Genomic DNA, 16,925 nt, shown 5'->3' on the forward strand with positions numbered 1-16,925 from the left:
TTCACCACACAAATATCATGTACAAAAAATTTAATTTCTGCCTGCTCCTGTTTTTGGGAGGTAGTTTATCTCTGCAGGCACAGCAAAACACCAGCACAAAAGTTGAAGCCCTGATCGGTAAAATGACCCTGGAAGAAAAGGTTGGTCAGATGGCACAGATCACACTTGATGTAATCGGTAAAGGGAATGATCGTTTTACCAGTGCTGAACCGTTTAGTCTGGACAAACAGGCGATGGAAAAAGCATTGTTGAAATATAAGTTAGGTTCTGTCCTGAACACCTCAAATAACCGCGCAAGAACACCTGCAGTCTGGTTCGATATTATCAGCCAGATTCAGAAAACTGCCATGAAGAATAAGGGTATCCCTGTGATTTATGGTATCGATGCAATTCACGGTGAAACCTATACTGCCGGAGCAACTATGTTTCCGCAGCAGATTGGACAGCCAGCCTCTTTCAACCGTCAGCTGGTGCACAGAGCAGCAGAAATTACAGCGTACGAAACTAGGGCAAGCTCAATTCCCTGGGCGTTCTCGCCCCTTTTGGACCTCGGTGCAGACCCACGTTTTCCACGTCAGTGGGAAAGTTTCGGAGAAGATCCGTATCTAATTGCCCAAATGGGAGTTCAGGCTGTAAAAGGTCTGGAAGGCGAACATAATGATGTAGGTAATCCTATTCGTGTGGCTTCGTCCGTTAAACACTTCCTGGGTTACCAGGTACCAATTTCAGGAAAAGACCGTACACCGGCTTTCATCTCTGACCAGGCTTTAAGAGAGTATCATTTACCTCCTTTTAAAGCTGCGATTGATGCGGGCGCAAAAACGATTATGGTGAATTCAGGCCTGATTAACGGTGTCCCAGTTCATGCTAACCCTAAAATTTTAACAGACCTGCTAAAAAAAGAGCTCGGCTTTAAAGGTCTGGTTGTAACTGACTGGGGTGATATCGAAAACCTCTATCAGCGCGACCGTGTAGCTAAAGATAATAAGGAGGCGGTTATGATTGCAATTAATGCTGGGATTGATATGTCTATGGTTGCTTATAATTACGAACCTTTCTGTGATGACCTCGTAGCCCTTGTAAAAGAAGGGAAAGTCTCTATGGAGAGAATCGATGATGCTGTACGCCGGATCCTGACCTTAAAATTCGAATTGAACTTATTTGAAAAGCCGGTCACAAATCCTAAAGATTATCCTGAATTTGGTAGCAAAGCCTTTGAAGATGCTGCCTATCAGGCTGCTGCGGAGTCTTTAACTTTACTTAAAAATAAGGATCAGGTACTACCTTTAAAAGCAGGTACTAAAATTCTGGTTACTGGCCCTAATGCAAACAGTATGCGTACGCTGAATGGCGCCTGGACTTATTCCTGGCAAGGTGAAAAGGTAGAAGAGTTTGCAACGGCCTATCACACGATCCTGAAAGCTATGCAGGACAAAGCTGGTAAAGAGAATGTAACGTATGTTCCGGGTGTCAGCTATAAAATGGATGGTAAGTATTTTGAGGAATACGAAGACCAGCTGGATGCTGCTGTGGCAGCTGCCGCAAATGTAGATGTTATTGTACTTTGCCTGGGTGAAAATTCTTACACTGAAACTCCGGGAAACCTGAGTGATCTGTATATTTCAGAGCTACAGACTAAACTAGCGACACGTCTCGCTGCTACCGGAAAGAAAATAGTTCTTGTTTTAAATGAAGGCCGTCCCAGGGTAATTAGCAAATTCGAACCGCAGATGGCTGCTGTGCTCCAAACTTACCTGCCCGGTAATTTTGGAGGTATAGCTATTGCAGACGTCTTGTTCGGTAAAGTAAATCCGTCAGGCAGACTGCCATATACGTATCCTCAATTCCCGAATGCGCTGTTCACCTACTATCATAAACCATCTGAATCACGTTCAACGACTGAAGGTGTTTACAATTACGATGCAGATTATAACCCGCAATATGTGTTCGGCCAGGGTATGAGTTACACTACATTCGCATACAGCCCGATTAAATTGAGTTCTGAGGTGTTAAAGGCCAATGAAAAACTGACAGTTTCTGTTGAAGTCACCAATACAGGTAAAGTTGCAGGAAAAGAAAGCGTTCTACTTTTTAGTTCGGATTTAGTCGCAACTTTAATTAGCCCCGATGCGAAAAGGCTACGTGGTTTTGACAAAATTGAACTCCAGCCTGGTGAAACAAAAACAGTGATTTTCCAGCTTAGCCCACAGGATCTGAGTTTTGCACAGGCAGATGGAAAAATAATTACTGAAGCCGGTGAATTCAGCCTGCAAATCGGTAATCAAAAAGTTAACTTTAATTACGTACCCTAATCAAAATATCAAATTTTCTGGTACCATCATCAAAACTATTGTCTATGAAGAAATACATTTTATTTGCCGCTGCGATTGCCTTAACAGCCTGTTCAACAAAAAAAACAGGAAATCCCACCGGACATACCGGTACTAAAACGGATATGGAACTCTGGTTAACCACTGGTAACCGCTCATCCCTGCTTGAATTGCAAAAACAACCATTAAATTTTGGTAATGGTGAGGCAGGACTGGCAACAATCACAGTGAATGACCAGAAAAAATATCAGACTATTGATGGTTTCGGTTACACTTTAACCGGTGGAAGTGCCAGCCTGATTAACGGGCTTGACAACAACACAAAGGATGCCCTGCTAAAGGAGCTTTTCTCTCTTGAAGGAAATGGTATCGGTGTAAATTATCTTCGCGTAAGTATTGGTGGTTCCGATCTGAGTGCAGATACTTTTACCTATAATGAGTTACCTAAAGGTCAGACCGATATTAATCAGGACAAGTTCTCCATGGCGGAAGAAATGAAAGACCTGGTTCCTATACTTAAAAAGATCGTGGCATTACAGCCTGATATAAAAATTCTGGGTTCTCCCTGGACAGCACCCACCTGGATGAAAACCAATGGGAGTTTTAAAGGTGGTGAACTGAAGCCTGAGTATTATGTTTCCTATGCTAAATACCTGATCAAATATATTCATGCGATGAAAAAAGAGGGTATTACCATTGATGCAATCACGATTCAGAACGAGCCTCTGCACCCTGGAAATGTACCTAGTATGTATATGGAAGCCAAGACGCAGGCTGACTTTATCAAAAAAGCTTTAGGCCCTGAATTTAAGGCTGCAGGGATTAAAACTAAAATTATTATTTACGACCACAATGCGGACAGACCTGATTATCCGATTGATATTCTGAATGATCCGGAAGCTAAAAAATATGTAGATGGTTCTGCCTTCCATTTATATGGTGGCGACATCTCTGCATTGTCTAAAGTTCATGAAGCACATCCTGACAAAAACCTTTACTTCACAGAACAGTGGGTTGGTGGACCAAGTAAATTCGATGAGGATCTGAAATGGCATGTTTCTACACTAATCATTGGTGCTACACGAAACTGGAGCCGTAATGTACTGGAATGGAATATAGCTGCTGATCCGGCTTATAAACCGCATACAGTTGGTGGTTGTACGACCTGCCTGGGTGCAATAACGATCAGCCCTGAGGTGAGTAGAAATGTGGCTTACTATGTTATCGGGCATGCATCGAAATTCGTTCCTGCCAACTCAGTCAGAATTGAATCTAATCTACCTGAAGCATTACCGAATGTCGCTTTCCTGCGCCCCGATGGTAAAAAGGTAGTTATCGCGGTAAACAATGACCATACTGAAAAACGATTTAACATCGCTGACAAAGACCGTCAGGTAACCGTCAGCTTGCCTGCGGGTGCCGCTGGTACGTTTGTCTGGTAATAAATAATTCAATCCAATAAAAAAGCCGGTCTCCTCCAAAAGAAGACCGGCTTTTTTATATGTTTTAATTTCGTTTATGATTTGAAGGCTAGAAATCTTCAAAACGTTCCCAAAAACCGTCTACTGGTAATTTGGCAAAAATATGCACAGGTTCTTTTTTAACAGGATGTATGAACTGAAGCCTTCTTGCATGCAGGCAGATACTCCCCTTGCGGCTGCCACGCGGATAACCATATTTGTTATCTCCTACAATGGGACATCCCATACTGGCCAACTGTACACGGATCTGATGTGACCGGCCCGTCAGCGGATCTACCTCAAGGAGATAAAACCCACCTAATTCACCAATGAGCTTATAGCTGAGTTCAGCACGCTGACTACCTACAACTTCTTTCTGGTGAGCGGTTACTACGTTGGTCTTTGTATTTTTCACCAGCCAGTGTATTAGCGTAGCGGATAACTGAGGTGGTTTATTACGGACAACTGCCCAATATGTTTTTTTGACTTCCCTGTTCTTAAAGATGGCATTCATCCGCTCCAGTGCTTTACTGGTCTTGGCAAACAAAATAACTCCGCTTACCGGGCGGTCCAGCCGGTGAACAACCCCTAGAAAGGCGCTGTTTGGTTTATTATATTTAACAGCGAGGTATTGCTTGACCTTTTCATCCAGCGGCTCATCCTTCGTTTCATCTACCTGTACAATATCTCCTGCTCTTTTAGAAACAGCAATAAGGTGGTTGTCTTCGTAGAGTATATCTTTATCGGTAACAGGCATGTCTTTGGTATTCCTTTATTTTGGTTTTGTTTTGTTTCTCTTAGTACTGCTCTTTCTCGTTCGGAAAATCTTTACGCTTTACATCCTGGATATAAGATTTTGCAGCTTCCAGAATTCCTTCATATAAATTCGCATACTGACGCAGAAATCTAGGTTTAAATCCCTTGGTTAATCCAATCATATCATTGACAACCAATACTTGTCCGTCGCAGTCCGGTCCTGCACCAATTCCAATTACGGGAATCACCAGGCTTTCTGATACTTCTTTGGCCAGAGCAGCCGGAATTTTCTCTAAAACGACAGCGAAACATCCGGCTTCCTGCAGGGCAAGTGCGTCTGTCTTCAACTTTTCGGCCTCCGCTTCTCCTTTTGCCCTCACGGTATAGGTTCCGAATTTATAAATAGATTGTGGTGTCAAACCAAGGTGTCCCATCACAGGAATTCCGGCAGTAATAATCCGCTGAATAGAGTCAACGATCTCAGTTCCTCCTTCTAGCTTTACACCATGCGCCCCGGATTCTTTCATGATTCTGATTGCAGAACTTAATGCTTCTTTACTATTTCCCTGATAAGATCCGAAAGGCAGATCTACCACTACAAATGCTCGTGTCGCACCTCTTACTACACCCTGCGCATGATAAATCATTTGATCCAGGGTAATAGGCAGGGTCGTCTCATGACCTGCCATAACATTGGAAGCTGAATCTCCAACCAGCAATACATCCAATCCGGCATCATCCAGAACAGTTGCCATTGAATAATCATATGCAGTTAACATAGAGATCTTCTCCCCGCTTGTCTTCATCTCCTGAAGGATGTGGGTCGTAATACGCTTCACTTCTTTGTGTATAGACATATATTTCTAATTAAGCTACCAAAATTAGCGTATTCAGCCGAGAATCGAACGCCTTCGGTAGTTTTTCTGGGCCAATGCAGCATGTCCGCATATTCGTTCAAAAAAAAATATGAAAAGCCTGTTCAAAATCATATCTTTGTATCCCGAAATGAAGGGGTTATACAACACCATATCTGTAAATCAGCTCAGCGCTTACAATCGCGCAATTCCTCTTTCATTAATCCCTTTTTTAATCTTTATTTTTCATTTTAATTACAATGACTAACTACACCAAGTTACCTGCGATCCTGTTATTGGCAGATGGCACTGTTTATCACGGTAAAGCTGCCGGTAAAATCGGTACTACAACGGGAGAGATTTGTTTTAACACAGGTATGACGGGTTATCAGGAAGTTTTCACTGACCCTTCTTATTTCGGACAAATTATGGTCACTACGAATGCCCATATTGGTAATTATGGTATTCACAAGGAAGAAGTAGAATCTGACTCTATCAAAATTGCAGGTCTTGTTTGTAAAAACTACAACATTGGCTACAGTAGAAAAGAGGCTTCGGAATCTATCCAGGACTATTTCCAGAATGAGAACATTGTCGGAATCTCAGATATCGACACCCGCGCACTGGTTCGCAAGATCAGAGATCAGGGAGCCATGAACGCTATTATCTCCTCTGAAATTACCGATATCGAAGAATTGAAAAGCAGATTGGCAGCAGTCCCTGAAATGGATGGCTTAGAACTATCTTCTCAGGTTTCTACTAAAGAACCTTATTTCTTCGGCTCTCCTGATGCAACTTTAAAAGTAGCTGCGCTGGACTTCGGCGTGAAGAAAAATACACTTCGTAATTTCGTAGAGAGAGATATCTATGTACAGGTCTTCCCTGCAAAAACATCTTTCGAAGAAATGGAAAAATGGGGTGCTGATGGTTATTTTGTATCTAACGGTCCTGGTGACCCTGGTGCAATGCCATATGCTGTTGAAACTGTAAAAAGCATTCTTGCAGCAGACAAACCATTATTTGGGATCTGCCTTGGCCACCAGTTACTGGCGCAGGCTAATGGTATCGGAACAATGAAAATGTTCAACGGACACAGGGGCTTAAATCACCCGGTGAAAAATATAATCAGAAACCAGTGCGAAGTTACTTCACAAAACCATGGTTTCGGTGTTATTCCTGAAGATGTCAGAAGCTCTGACAAAGTAGAAATTACACATATTAACCTGAATGACCAGAGCATCGAAGGAATTCGTGTAAAAGGTAAAAAAGCATTCTCAGTACAGTATCACCCGGAGTCTTCTCCAGGCCCGCACGATTCGCGCTACCTGTTTGACGAGTTTGTAGATGTGATCACTGGCAAACTGAGCTGGTAACAAGGAATACAATCATTATACAGCCATTTTTAGAAGGAAGTGATCACGGTCACTTCCTTTTTGTTTTAAACCTTGTTACATTTATGCTATGGATCAACCTCATGCGATAATCAGTGTACGCAATCTGATCAAAAATTACGCAGATTTCAATGCGGTAAAAGGTATAAGCTTTGATGTTTATAACCATGAAATATTCGGTCTGCTAGGACCAAACGGTGCCGGAAAAACTACCACACTGGAAATTATAGAAACGCTGCGGGAAAAAACTTCCGGCGAAATTTACGTTGATGGTCTGTCAGTAGATAAAGATGCGAATGCTATCAAAAGAATTATTGGCGTTCAGCTGCAGGCGGCGGGCTATTACCCGAACCTGAATCTCGTAGAGCTGCTGGAGCTCTTTGCGGGCCTTTACGGAGTGAAGGTAAAGCCAATGGAAATGCTCGAAAAAGTTAACCTTCAGGACAAAGCGAAAGCGAAATACAAGGCATTATCCGGCGGGCAGAAACAACGCTTCTCTATAGCGACTACCCTGCTCAACTCTCCTAAAATTATTTTTCTTGATGAACCGACAACCGGACTTGATCCGCAGGCACGCCGTAATCTCTGGGATCTGATTTCAGAAATCCGAGATCAGGGGACAACTATTGTACTCACTACACATTATATGGATGAGGCGGAACAGCTGTGTGATCGCGTCGCTTTTGTAGAAAGCGGAAAGATCATCGCACTGGATTCTCCGGATAACCTGATTGACCAGCTCATCAGTTCTGGTTTTGAACGTAAAAAAGAGGTAAAGAAAGCAAACCTCGAAGATGTCTTCATTAATTTAACCGGCCAGCAGTGGCGCGAAGGCTAAGCAGCCTATTTAATTTCTATAATGAATAAACCATACAATCATACTACAGCTACGCTTGCGCTCGCGAAAGCTAGTTTCCGCTCTATCATGCGCAGTCCTTCTGCCGTAGTCTTTACACTTGCTTTTCCATTAATCTTTATTCTTGTATTTGGATTTCTTGGTGGCGGGGGTGTTAAAGTAGATCTCGCTGTTGCACCCGGTTCAGATGTACAGAATCCGGTTATGCAGGCATTAGAAAACACAGCTGTGATCAGACTGATCAAAGATAAAAATAATGACGAAATCCAAAATGAGCTGGAAAAAGGTCATTATGCGGGCGTAATCAACATTCAGAAAAGCGGTATTGAAAAGCCTGAATATCTGGCAAATGTGAGCTATAGTGCCGCATCAATAGATAAGGGAAATATCCTTAAATCGGTTTTAAATAATCTGATGTACACCCTGAATTCCAAGGATCTCAAACCTGCTGTTGCAGAAATTCGCGAGAGCACAGTTCAGGGAAGAACCTACAGAACTATTGACTTCATCCTGCCCGGACAATTAGGGTTTTCGTTGTTGAGCACGGGTGTTTTTGGTACAGCCTTTGTATTTTTCAATTTGCGACAGACCCTGGTTATCAAACGTTTCTTTGCTACGCCGGTACGCCGTTCCAGCATTATTCTGGGTGAAGGACTTGCCAGGATCGGTTTCGCGCTGTTGGGTGCAGTTTTTATTATCGTCGTTGGTCATTTCTTTTTTAATTTTACGCTGATCCATGGTGTCACTACCGTATTAAACATGCTGATTCTATCCATAATAGGCCTTGTAGTTTTTATGGGTTTTGGATTTGTAGTATCAGGAATTGCCAAAAGTGAGAGTACAATTCCGCCTATCTCCAATATAATCACCCTCCCTCAATTCCTGCTTTCCGGTACTTTTTTCTCTATTGATAATTTCCCTTCATGGCTGCAACCAATCAGCAAGGCACTGCCACTCACCTATCTGAACGATGCCATGAGACTAATTGCTTTTGAAGGTGCAGGGCTGTGGGATGTAAGGCAACAGATACTGATTATGCTGATCTGGGGTATTGGTATCTACGCGCTGGCAGTCAAAGTGTTTAAATGGGAATAATTTTATCCTCAATTCCAAGCCTTTAAGTCTAAATTTTATTTTAACTTTGAACATAACCTAGTAATTGTAATATTTACACTAAGGATATAAAACAACTTAAAACAAATCAAATGAGTTTAATTATTGATGTTCATGCAAGGCAAATCCTCGATTCACGAGGTAATCCTACTGTTGAAGTAGAAGTAATCACTGAAAATGGCCAGATGGGCCGTGCTGCCGTACCTTCTGGTGCAAGTACTGGTAAACATGAGGCTGTTGAGCTCAGAGACGGAGATAAAAACGTCTACATGGGTAAAGGAGTACTTAAAGCAGTTGAGAACGTTAACAAGAAAATTGCTAAAGAACTGCAGGGTATCGATGTTTTCGAACAAAACCTGATCGATAAAGCTATGATCGACCTTGATGGGTCTGAAAATAAAGGAAACTTAGGTGCTAATGCAATTTTAGGCGTTTCACTTGCGGTAGCTAAAGCAGCAGCACAAGAAAGCAGACAACCATTATACCGCTATATAGGTGGTGTAAATGCAAATACATTACCTGTTCCGATGATGAACATTCTGAATGGCGGTGCCCATGCAGATAACAAAATCGATTTCCAGGAATTTATGATCATGCCTTTAGGTGCAAGCAGTTTCTCTGAAGCACTTCAAATGGGTACTCAGGTCTTCCATCACCTGAAAGATGTATTGAAGAAAAAAGGTTATTCAACTAACGTTGGTGATGAAGGTGGTTTTGCACCAAACATCGGTTCAAATGTTGAGGCAATCGAAACTGTACTGACGGCTATCGAAACTGCTGGTTTCACACCGGGTAAAGATATCTGGATCGCTATGGATGCTGCTGCATCTGAAATGTACGATTCAAAAACAAAAACTTATAACTTCCACAAATCTTCAGGCGAGAAATTATCTTCTGATGAGATGGTGAAATACTGGGTAGACTGGGCTAATAAATACCCGATCATCTCTATTGAAGATGGTCTGGATGAAGATGACTGGGCTGCATGGGAAGCATTAACGCTTGCTATCGGTAACAAAGTACAGTTAGTAGGTGATGACTTGTTCGTAACTAACGTAAAACGTTTACAACAAGGTATTGATAAGAGCATTGCTAACTCTATTCTGGTTAAAGTAAACCAAATCGGTTCCCTGACAGAAACTATCAATGCAGTTTCATTAGCTCAGAACAGTGGTTATACTTCAGTAATGAGTCATCGTTCAGGAGAAACTGAAGATACAACGATAGCTGACCTTGCAGTAGCATTAAACTGTGGACAGATCAAAACCGGTTCTGCTTCACGTTCGGACAGGATCGCGAAATACAACCAGTTGATACGTATTGAAGAAGAATTAGGTTCTGCAGCACGTTTCATTGGAAAAGACTTCAAATTCCTGAAAAAATAAGCTGACCTTCAGCATTATAAGGGATTTTAATCCTTTAAAAACATCCGCGAAATACCAGCGGATGTTTTTTTTTATCTATTTCCTGCATAAATGATGTTTTCATGGGTTGAGGAGAGACCGGTAAATCTTTTTTATATGCAAGGCAATTATATTGTACATAAAAAGGAATTTATGTAAGTTTGATACAATGAACAGATTATTCGACATTTTCAGAAACAAATACTTCCTGTCAACCGCAGCGTTTGCGGTATGGATGTTATTTTTCGACAAGAATGATATGCTCTCTCAATATGAATACCGCACAGAAGTCCATAAACTCCAGCAAGAGAAGGATTTTTATGAGATAGAAACCGCCAAGGTAAAAAAGGATCTCAACGAATTGAACACCAATCTCAATACTGCAGAGAAATTTGCCCGCGAAAAGTATTTCATGAAAAAGGATAATGAAGATGTCTTTGTGATTATCCGCGAAGATGCTAAAGACTAGTAGCCGAATTTAGGCAGCGCCAGTTTATACCTTACTACAAATATCCGCAAAGCGAAAATAAATACAATCACCAGGATCTTGGTTACATCCGCTTTCAGGTTAAACTGCAGCAGGGCGAAATAAAGTAACCCTCCACTAATACAAGCAGTCGCGTAGATCTCTTTTCTGAAAATCAGTGGTATAGTGTTCAACAACGTATCCCTGATAATTCCACCAAAACATCCTGTAATCGTTCCAAGGGCAATGCAGATACCCGGGCTGAGCCCAAAGGCTATCCCCTTTTGAATGCCGAGTACCGTAAAAAGTCCGAGTCCCAGTGAATCGAACAGGAAAAGGGTGATCTTGAATTTCTTGATATGAGTTTTGAAAAAGATAGTCAGCAGGGACGTAATCAGAATCAGCAGACAGTAATTCACATCCCGCATCCATTTAACCGGAGTATCCCCAAGCAGCATATCCCTTACAGTACCTCCACCGATAGAAGTCACAAAAGCTATGATTAATACTCCGAACGGGTCAAGACGCCGCTGCATAGCCGCAAATGAGCCTGAAATCGCAAAAGCAATCGTCCCCAGTATTTCAATTGTTTGTGTGGTGGTGAATTCCATATCTTACCCTAATGTGCGAATTAAACCTGATGAAGAAAAAGAAAGCGCATAAAAAAAGGTAAAGCCCCATAATCTATGAAGCTTTACCTTTTTTATATTAATTCGAGCCTATAACATTCCGCCGCAAACAGACAGGACTTGTCCGGTTACATAAGCACTCATATCGGACGCTAAGAATACACAGACATTAGCTACATCTTCGGCTTCTCCGGCACGTTTCAATGGAATACCATCTTCCCAGCCTTTAACCACTTTAGGGTCGAGTACTTCAGTCATTTCTGTTCTGATAAAGCCAGGAGCCACGACATTTGTACGGATATTTCTCGAACCCAGCTCTTTAGCAACCGATTTAGAAAAACCGATAATTCCTGCCTTTGAAGCCGCATAATTAGCCTGCCCCGCATTACCCTGAACACCAACTACAGAACTTAAATTGATAAATACACCCTTCCGGTTTTTCATCATAATTTTCGAAGCTGCCTTAGTCACATTAAATACAGATTTAAGGTTCACATTCAATACATCGTCCCAGTTCTCTTCGCTCATACGCATCAGTAAACCGTCTTTCGTAATCCCTGCATTGTTAACTACAATGTCGAGTGTTCCAAAATCTGCAATGATATCTGCAATCAATTTCTCAGCTTCATCAAATTTAGATGCATCGGAACGATACCCTTTTACCGTTGTACCGTATGCCTGAAGTTCTTGCTCTAAAGCCTGCCCTTTCTCGACAGAAGATAAATACGTAAACGCTACATGAGCTCCCTGCTCCGCAAATTTCTCCGCGATCTTACGGCCAATCCCTTTAGAAGCACCAGTAATCAATGCTGTTTTTCCTGCTAATAATTTCATTCGTATATTTTTTTAATCTGTGCTGATTCTGCGACCACCACATTTTCAATTAGTTTATTTCAGTATGCCGTTTGCCAGCAATTAAATAGCCGGCTCCTGCTGACTAAGGCAGTGAAAGCTTCCTAGTCCCCAGATGATGTCAGTCGAATCAATACCAACAACTTCCCTATCGGGAAATGCCTGACGGATAATTTCCAATGCAGGTTCGTCATTTACATCACGAAAAGTAGGTACAATTACTGCAGCATTTGCAATATAGAAATTTGCATAGGAAGCAGGTAACCTTGTATCTTCATAAATCACAGGTGAAGGCATAGGTAACTTTAGAATGTGTAAAGGCTCTCCATTTAATAAGCGCATAGCCTTTAACTCTTCCAGGTTTTCCTGAAGCAAGAGATAATTCTCATCAAGAGGATTAGATTCTAACACAGTTAATACCGTATTAGCGTTTACAAATCTGGTGATATCATCAATATGCCCATCAGTGTCATCACCGACAATACCGTCTCCAACCCAAAGTACCTGTTCAGCTCCGTAACACTCCTTCAGAAAGGTTTCGATCTGTTCCTGGTTCAGTTCCGGGTTTCTATTCTCGTTCAACAAACATGCTCTGGAAGTCAGAATAGTACCAGCCCCGTTAAACTCCACAGAACCTCCTTCCATAACTATTCCAGGGTGAAATACAGGCAGACCAAAATGATCACCTATGCGTGTTGGAATAACGTCATCCTGCTCAAAAGGAGGATATTTACCTCCCCAAGCGTTATAACCCCAGTCCACGATCATTTTAGGTTCAGCAGTTCCAGGATTTACCAGAAATGCAGGCCCGTGATCCCGGCACCAGGCATCATTACTTGGATTAAAATAGAATTCAATCTGACTAAGGTCTGCGCCAGCTTCCACTAACTTACTGGTAGCAAAAGCTTTGGTAGCTTCGTCATTCACATTGATTCTTACCTTTTCACCTTTAGCCACAACCTTAATGAATTCGCAATAAGGCGCATAAATCTTATCCAGTTTTCCAGGCCATGATGCCTCTTTATGAGGCCATGTCAGCCAGGTAGCTTCATGTTTTTCCCATTCAGCCGGAAAGCGGTATCCCGCTTTCTTCGGCGAATTATCAAATAGACTCGTCATCTAAATATCTTTTAGTGATTTGTCCGTAACTATCAATTCTTCTGTCCCTTAAAAAAGGCCAGTGTGTCCGGTAACTATCCGACTTAGAAAGATCAAGTTCTACAACCTTCAATTCCTCTGCACTATGAGAAGCCTGGTATAACAACGAGCCAAAAGGATTAGACACAAAGGAACCTCCCCAGAAAGAAACACCTGCTTCTTCTCCCACACGGTTAATACTAACTACAGGTATGCCATTGGCAATAGCGTGGGAACGCTGAATAGTCTGCCATGCGTTATACTGCTCTTTATTGGTTTCTTCATCCTGAGTAGTTGCCCAGCCAATAGCTGTCGGGTAAACCAGGAAATCTGCTCCCATAAGCGCTGTTAAACGAGCAGCTTCAGGGTACCACTGATCCCAGCAGATCAATACACCAATTTTCGCATATTTAGTTTTGAACACCTTATAACCAAGATCACCAGGTGTAAAATAAAATTTCTCATAAAATCCCGGATCATCAGGAATATGCATCTTACGGTACTTACCAAGGTAAGCGCCATCAGCATCCAGTACAGCAGTTGTATTGTGGTAGATTCCAGCTGCTCTTTTTTCAAAGAGAGAAGCAATGATTACCACGTTCAGTTCTGCTGCAATTACCGATAAGGCATCTGTAGACGGACCCGGAATACTTTCTGCCAGTTTGAAGTTGTCATAGTTCTCTTCATCGCAGAAATAAAGCGATGTAAAAAGCTCCTGCAGACAGACAACCTGTGCCCCCTGTGCTGCAATTTCACGGATTTTTACGATTGCTTTATCTAAATTTTCTTGTTTGTTACTGGTACAACTCATCTGCACCAATCCAACTTGTACTTTAGCCATTCTTTATTAACAAATAATTTATTGCAAAGTTAGCCAAAAAAAATAAAAGATGTGTGTAAGCTTCAGGAACCAATAGTGTCTCTGTATTCCTGCTGTAAAGCGAAAAGGCAGGCCGCACAAAGGCAGCTCTCATAGTTTTCACTAATGTACTGTACTTCATTCAGGTCCAGATGAACCACACTGCACTGGCATTTGGTATAAGAATTGGCCTTACACTCTATAGGTGTACCACAGCGTTCGCAAGGTATGATTTCGTGTTTAGCCATTATTACAAAGATACAAGATCAGGAATTAATGCAGTTCTGCTTGCCGTTTAAAATGACAATAGGTTTACGGCATAATAAATTCCCTTTTAAATAAAAAGGCTGCTTAACAGAGTTAAACAGCCTTGTAAATTATAATATAATTATGAATTAACCTGAACAGCTAATACAACCTTCTTCCATTGAACATACCGGGCCATCAGTAATTTCCTCCACTGCCTGATCAATCTGAGCCGGAATAACGGGTTCCATATTTTTACCAGCCTGATTCTCGACAGTAAATTTAACCGCTTGGGAGGCAGCCTGCGTACGTAAATAATACATACCTGTTTTCAAACCTTTCTTCCAGGCATAGAAATGCATCGAGGTCAGTTTAGAAGTATTTGGAGCATTGATAAACAGATTCAGCGATTGTGACTGGCAGATATAAGCTCCCCTGTCAGCAGCCATATCGATTATACTGCGCATTTTAATTTCCCATACTGTTTTGTAGAGTTCTTTGATATAGTCAGGAATCTCTGCAATATGCTGAATAGATCCGTTAGCGAGGATAATCCTGTCTTTCATAGCCGGAGTCCATAAACCAAGAGCGACCAGGTCTTTCAACAAATGTTTATTAACGACGATAAACTCTCCGCTTAATACTCTTCTTGTATAAATATTTGACGTATATGGCTCAAAACATTCATTATTACCCAGAATCTGAGATGTCGATGCAGTAGGCATTGGCGCTACAAGCAGCGAGTTACGTACACCATCTTTCATTACTTTGGTACGTAAAGTTTCCCAGTCCCAACGATTACTTTCCGGTTTAACATTCCAAAGATCAAACTGGAATTTACCCTTTGACAATGGAGAACCCTCAAAAGTCTGATAAGCACCTTCTTTAACTGCCAGATCATGAGAAGCAGTCATTGCAGCAAAATAGATCGTTTCAAAAATCTCTTTGTTGAGCTCTTTTGCAGCTTCACTCTCGAAAGGTAAACGCATCAGAATAAAAGCATCTGCCAATCCTTGTACACCCAGCCCAACCGGACGGTGACGCATATTGGAATTTCTTGCTTCTTCTATTGGATAGTAATTGTGATCTATGATTTTGTTCAGGTTAATTGTAACCTGGTAAGTGACGTCATATAAACGCTGATGATCGAACTCTCCGTTAATAACATAACGCGGCAATGCCAGGGAAGCCAGGTTACAAACAGCAACCTCATCTTTAGACGTATATTCTATAATTTCAGTACAAAGGTTAGAGCTTTTGATTGTACCCAGATTCTGCTGATTAGATTTACTGTTCGCAGCGTCCTTATATAACAAATAAGGCGTACCGGTTTCTATCTGTGAATCCAGAATAGCAAACCATAATTCCTGCGCTTTGATAGTTTTACGCGCTCTTCCTTCTTTTTCGTAACGCTCGTATAAAGCATTAAACTCTTCACCGAAGCAATCTGCCAGACCAGGAGCTTCATGCGGACAGAATAAACTCCAGTCCTCATTAGCTTCCACACGTTGCATAAACAAATCACTTACCCAAAGGGCATAGAATAGGTCACGCGCACGCATTTCCTCTTTACCATGATTTTTACGCAGGTCCAGGAATGCGATTACATCAGCATGCCATGGCTCAAGATAGATAGCAAAAGCACCTTTCCGCTTGCCACCACCCTGGTCTACATAACGCGCAGTATCATTAAATACCTTTAGCATAGGAACAATACCGTTACTGGTTCCATTGGTACCGCTGATATAAGAACCAGTAGCACGCACATTATGAATACTCAGTCCGATACCACCTGCACTCTGAGATATCTTAGCAGTTTGTTTTAACGTATCATAGATTCCCTCAATACTATCATCCTGCATAGTTAACAGGAAGCAGGAAGACATCTGTGGTTTTGGAGTCGCTGCATTAAATAACGTAGGGGTAGCATGTGTAAACCAACGCTCACTCATTAGGTTATATGTAGCAATTGCACTTTCGATATCTGATTTGTGGATACCTACAGCAACACGCATAAATAGATGTTGCGGACGCTCCACAATCTGACCGTTTACTTTAAGCAAATAAGATTTTTCAAGTGTTTTGAACCCGAAGTAATCAAAACCAAAATCGCGGTCATAAATAATAGTGCTGTCCAACAGGTCTGCATTCTCCTGGATAACCTCCCAAACGTCTTCTGCAATTAGCGAAGCAGACTTATCCGTTTTAGGATCTATATATTTGTACAACATTTCCATCGTCTTAGAAAACGACTTCGTGGTGTTCTTATGTAAATTTGACACAGCAATTCTTGAGGCAAGCAAAGCATAATCCGGATGCTTTGTAGTCAGGGAAGCTGCTGTTTCCGCAGCCAGGTTATCCAGCTCGGAGGTGGTAACGCCGTCATACAGACCTTCAATTACCTTTTTAGCCACATCAATAGGATCAACCAGCTCTGCATTAAAGCCATAGCAGAGTTTTTCGATGCGTGCTGTAATTTTATCAAACCGCACGGCTTCTTTGCGGCCATCTCTTTTTTCTACGAACATATCTCTTTATTTTTTGACCATGCCGGTGCAAGCCGGCCGGAAATT

The 16,925-nt window shown here is 41.8% G+C and carries 15 protein-coding genes; 7 read left to right on the forward strand and 8 right to left on the reverse strand.

Translation table 11 applies throughout. The features are described from left to right. Positions 1 to 17: 17 nt before the first annotated feature. Both BM192_RS15255 and BM192_RS15260 read left to right on the forward strand, forming a co-directional pair. The gene (locus tag BM192_RS15255) at positions 18 to 2,312 is read left to right on the forward strand and encodes a glycoside hydrolase family 3 N-terminal domain-containing protein (RefSeq protein WP_037445228.1); all 2,295 of its coding nucleotides are present in this window, start codon (positions 18 to 20) and stop codon (positions 2,310 to 2,312) included. Positions 2,313 to 2,356: 44 nt separating this feature from the next. Next, positions 2,357 to 3,772, forward strand: a complete 1,416-nt coding sequence (locus BM192_RS15260; RefSeq protein WP_074589107.1) for a glycoside hydrolase family 30 protein — start codon at positions 2,357 to 2,359, stop codon at positions 3,770 to 3,772. A gap of 88 nt (positions 3,773 to 3,860) precedes the next feature. Here the strand turns inward: BM192_RS15260 and BM192_RS15265 are convergent, their stop codons facing one another. After that, entirely contained in the window at positions 3,861 to 4,547 is a 687-nt protein-coding gene (locus tag BM192_RS15265; protein WP_037440811.1) for an RluA family pseudouridine synthase, read from the reverse strand. Between the two features lie 40 nt (positions 4,548 to 4,587). Continuing rightward, a complete protein-coding gene (gene panB / locus BM192_RS15270; RefSeq protein WP_037440810.1) occupies positions 4,588 to 5,403 on the reverse strand; it encodes a 3-methyl-2-oxobutanoate hydroxymethyltransferase in 816 nt (271 codons plus the stop codon). A gap of 257 nt (positions 5,404 to 5,660) precedes the next feature. On the opposite strand from panB, the gene carA reads away from it, so the two are divergent. From carA to BM192_RS15295, 5 genes are all read left to right on the forward strand, one after another. Beyond that, a complete protein-coding gene (carA, locus tag BM192_RS15275; protein WP_037440809.1) occupies positions 5,661 to 6,773 on the forward strand; it encodes a glutamine-hydrolyzing carbamoyl-phosphate synthase small subunit in 1,113 nt (370 codons plus the stop codon). A gap of 88 nt (positions 6,774 to 6,861) precedes the next feature. Further along, positions 6,862 to 7,629: an ABC transporter ATP-binding protein gene (locus tag BM192_RS15280; protein ID WP_037440808.1), complete on the forward strand. Its 768-nt coding sequence runs from the start codon at positions 6,862 to 6,864 to the stop codon at positions 7,627 to 7,629. A gap of 21 nt (positions 7,630 to 7,650) precedes the next feature. Further along, positions 7,651 to 8,742 (forward strand): ABC transporter permease, encoded by a 1,092-nt coding sequence (locus BM192_RS15285; protein ID WP_037440807.1) that lies wholly within the window; start codon positions 7,651 to 7,653, stop codon positions 8,740 to 8,742. 110 nt (positions 8,743 to 8,852) lie between these two features. Continuing rightward, on the forward strand, positions 8,853 to 10,145 hold the full coding sequence (gene eno / locus BM192_RS15290) for a phosphopyruvate hydratase (protein WP_037440806.1): 1,293 nt from the start codon (positions 8,853 to 8,855) through the stop codon (positions 10,143 to 10,145). Between the two features lie 187 nt (positions 10,146 to 10,332). Next, positions 10,333 to 10,632: an FtsB family cell division protein gene (locus tag BM192_RS15295; RefSeq protein WP_037440804.1), complete on the forward strand. Its 300-nt coding sequence runs from the start codon at positions 10,333 to 10,335 to the stop codon at positions 10,630 to 10,632. Here BM192_RS15295 and BM192_RS15300 read toward each other — a convergent pair. The 6 genes from BM192_RS15300 to BM192_RS15325 form a co-directional block, all read right to left on the reverse strand. Continuing rightward, complete coding sequence (locus tag BM192_RS15300; protein ID WP_037440800.1) at positions 10,629 to 11,240, reverse strand: trimeric intracellular cation channel family protein; 612 nt, start codon at positions 11,238 to 11,240, stop codon at positions 10,629 to 10,631. The two genes, BM192_RS15295 and BM192_RS15300, sit on opposite strands and share 4 nt — an antisense overlap. A 108-nt stretch (positions 11,241 to 11,348) precedes the next feature. Continuing rightward, positions 11,349 to 12,092, reverse strand: a complete 744-nt coding sequence (gene fabG, locus BM192_RS15305; protein WP_037440799.1) for a 3-oxoacyl-[acyl-carrier-protein] reductase — start codon at positions 12,090 to 12,092, stop codon at positions 11,349 to 11,351. An 81-nt stretch (positions 12,093 to 12,173) separates the two neighbouring features. Further along, positions 12,174 to 13,229 carry an agmatine deiminase family protein gene (locus BM192_RS15310; RefSeq protein WP_037440796.1) on the reverse strand — a complete coding sequence of 352 codons (1,056 nt, stop codon included), beginning with the start codon at positions 13,227 to 13,229 and terminating at the stop codon, positions 12,174 to 12,176. Continuing rightward, complete coding sequence (locus BM192_RS15315; protein ID WP_037440794.1) at positions 13,213 to 14,088, reverse strand: carbon-nitrogen hydrolase; 876 nt, start codon at positions 14,086 to 14,088, stop codon at positions 13,213 to 13,215. The genes BM192_RS15310 and BM192_RS15315 overlap by 17 nt, the downstream gene beginning before the upstream one ends. 62 nt (positions 14,089 to 14,150) lie before the next feature. After that, entirely contained in the window at positions 14,151 to 14,354 is a 204-nt protein-coding gene (locus tag BM192_RS15320; RefSeq protein ID WP_074589099.1) for a cysteine-rich CWC family protein, read from the reverse strand. A 147-nt stretch (positions 14,355 to 14,501) separates the two neighbouring features. Continuing rightward, complete coding sequence (locus BM192_RS15325; RefSeq protein ID WP_037440793.1) at positions 14,502 to 16,880, reverse strand: ribonucleoside-diphosphate reductase subunit alpha; 2,379 nt, start codon at positions 16,878 to 16,880, stop codon at positions 14,502 to 14,504. Positions 16,881 to 16,925 lie beyond the last annotated feature (45 nt).

Source organism: Pedobacter antarcticus (assembly GCF_900112985.1).
Lineage (GTDB): Bacteria > Bacteroidota > Bacteroidia > Sphingobacteriales > Sphingobacteriaceae > Pedobacter > Pedobacter antarcticus.

Bases quoted from the DNA above. Each gene is read 5' to 3' on its own strand.
- BM192_RS15255 (WP_037445228.1), top strand. From the start codon at position 18: ATGTACAAAAAATTTAATTTCTGCCTGCTCCTGTTTTTGGGAGGTAGT.
- BM192_RS15260 (WP_074589107.1), top strand. From the start codon at position 2,357: ATGAAGAAATACATTTTATTTGCCGCTGCGATTGCCTTAACAGCCTGT.
- BM192_RS15265 (WP_037440811.1), bottom strand. From the start codon at position 4,547: ATGCCTGTTACCGATAAAGATATACTCTACGAAGACAACCACCTTATT.
- panB (WP_037440810.1), bottom strand. From the start codon at position 5,403: ATGTCTATACACAAAGAAGTGAAGCGTATTACGACCCACATCCTTCAG.
- carA (WP_037440809.1), top strand. From the start codon at position 5,661: ATGACTAACTACACCAAGTTACCTGCGATCCTGTTATTGGCAGATGGC.
- BM192_RS15280 (WP_037440808.1), top strand. From the start codon at position 6,862: ATGGATCAACCTCATGCGATAATCAGTGTACGCAATCTGATCAAAAAT.
- BM192_RS15285 (WP_037440807.1), top strand. From the start codon at position 7,651: ATGAATAAACCATACAATCATACTACAGCTACGCTTGCGCTCGCGAAA.
- eno (WP_037440806.1), top strand. From the start codon at position 8,853: ATGAGTTTAATTATTGATGTTCATGCAAGGCAAATCCTCGATTCACGA.
- BM192_RS15295 (WP_037440804.1), top strand. From the start codon at position 10,333: ATGAACAGATTATTCGACATTTTCAGAAACAAATACTTCCTGTCAACC.
- BM192_RS15300 (WP_037440800.1), bottom strand. From the start codon at position 11,240: ATGGAATTCACCACCACACAAACAATTGAAATACTGGGGACGATTGCT.
- fabG (WP_037440799.1), bottom strand. From the start codon at position 12,092: ATGAAATTATTAGCAGGAAAAACAGCATTGATTACTGGTGCTTCTAAA.
- BM192_RS15310 (WP_037440796.1), bottom strand. From the start codon at position 13,229: ATGACGAGTCTATTTGATAATTCGCCGAAGAAAGCGGGATACCGCTTT.
- BM192_RS15315 (WP_037440794.1), bottom strand. From the start codon at position 14,088: ATGGCTAAAGTACAAGTTGGATTGGTGCAGATGAGTTGTACCAGTAAC.
- BM192_RS15320 (WP_074589099.1), bottom strand. From the start codon at position 14,354: ATGGCTAAACACGAAATCATACCTTGCGAACGCTGTGGTACACCTATA.
- BM192_RS15325 (WP_037440793.1), bottom strand. From the start codon at position 16,880: ATGTTCGTAGAAAAAAGAGATGGCCGCAAAGAAGCCGTGCGGTTTGAT.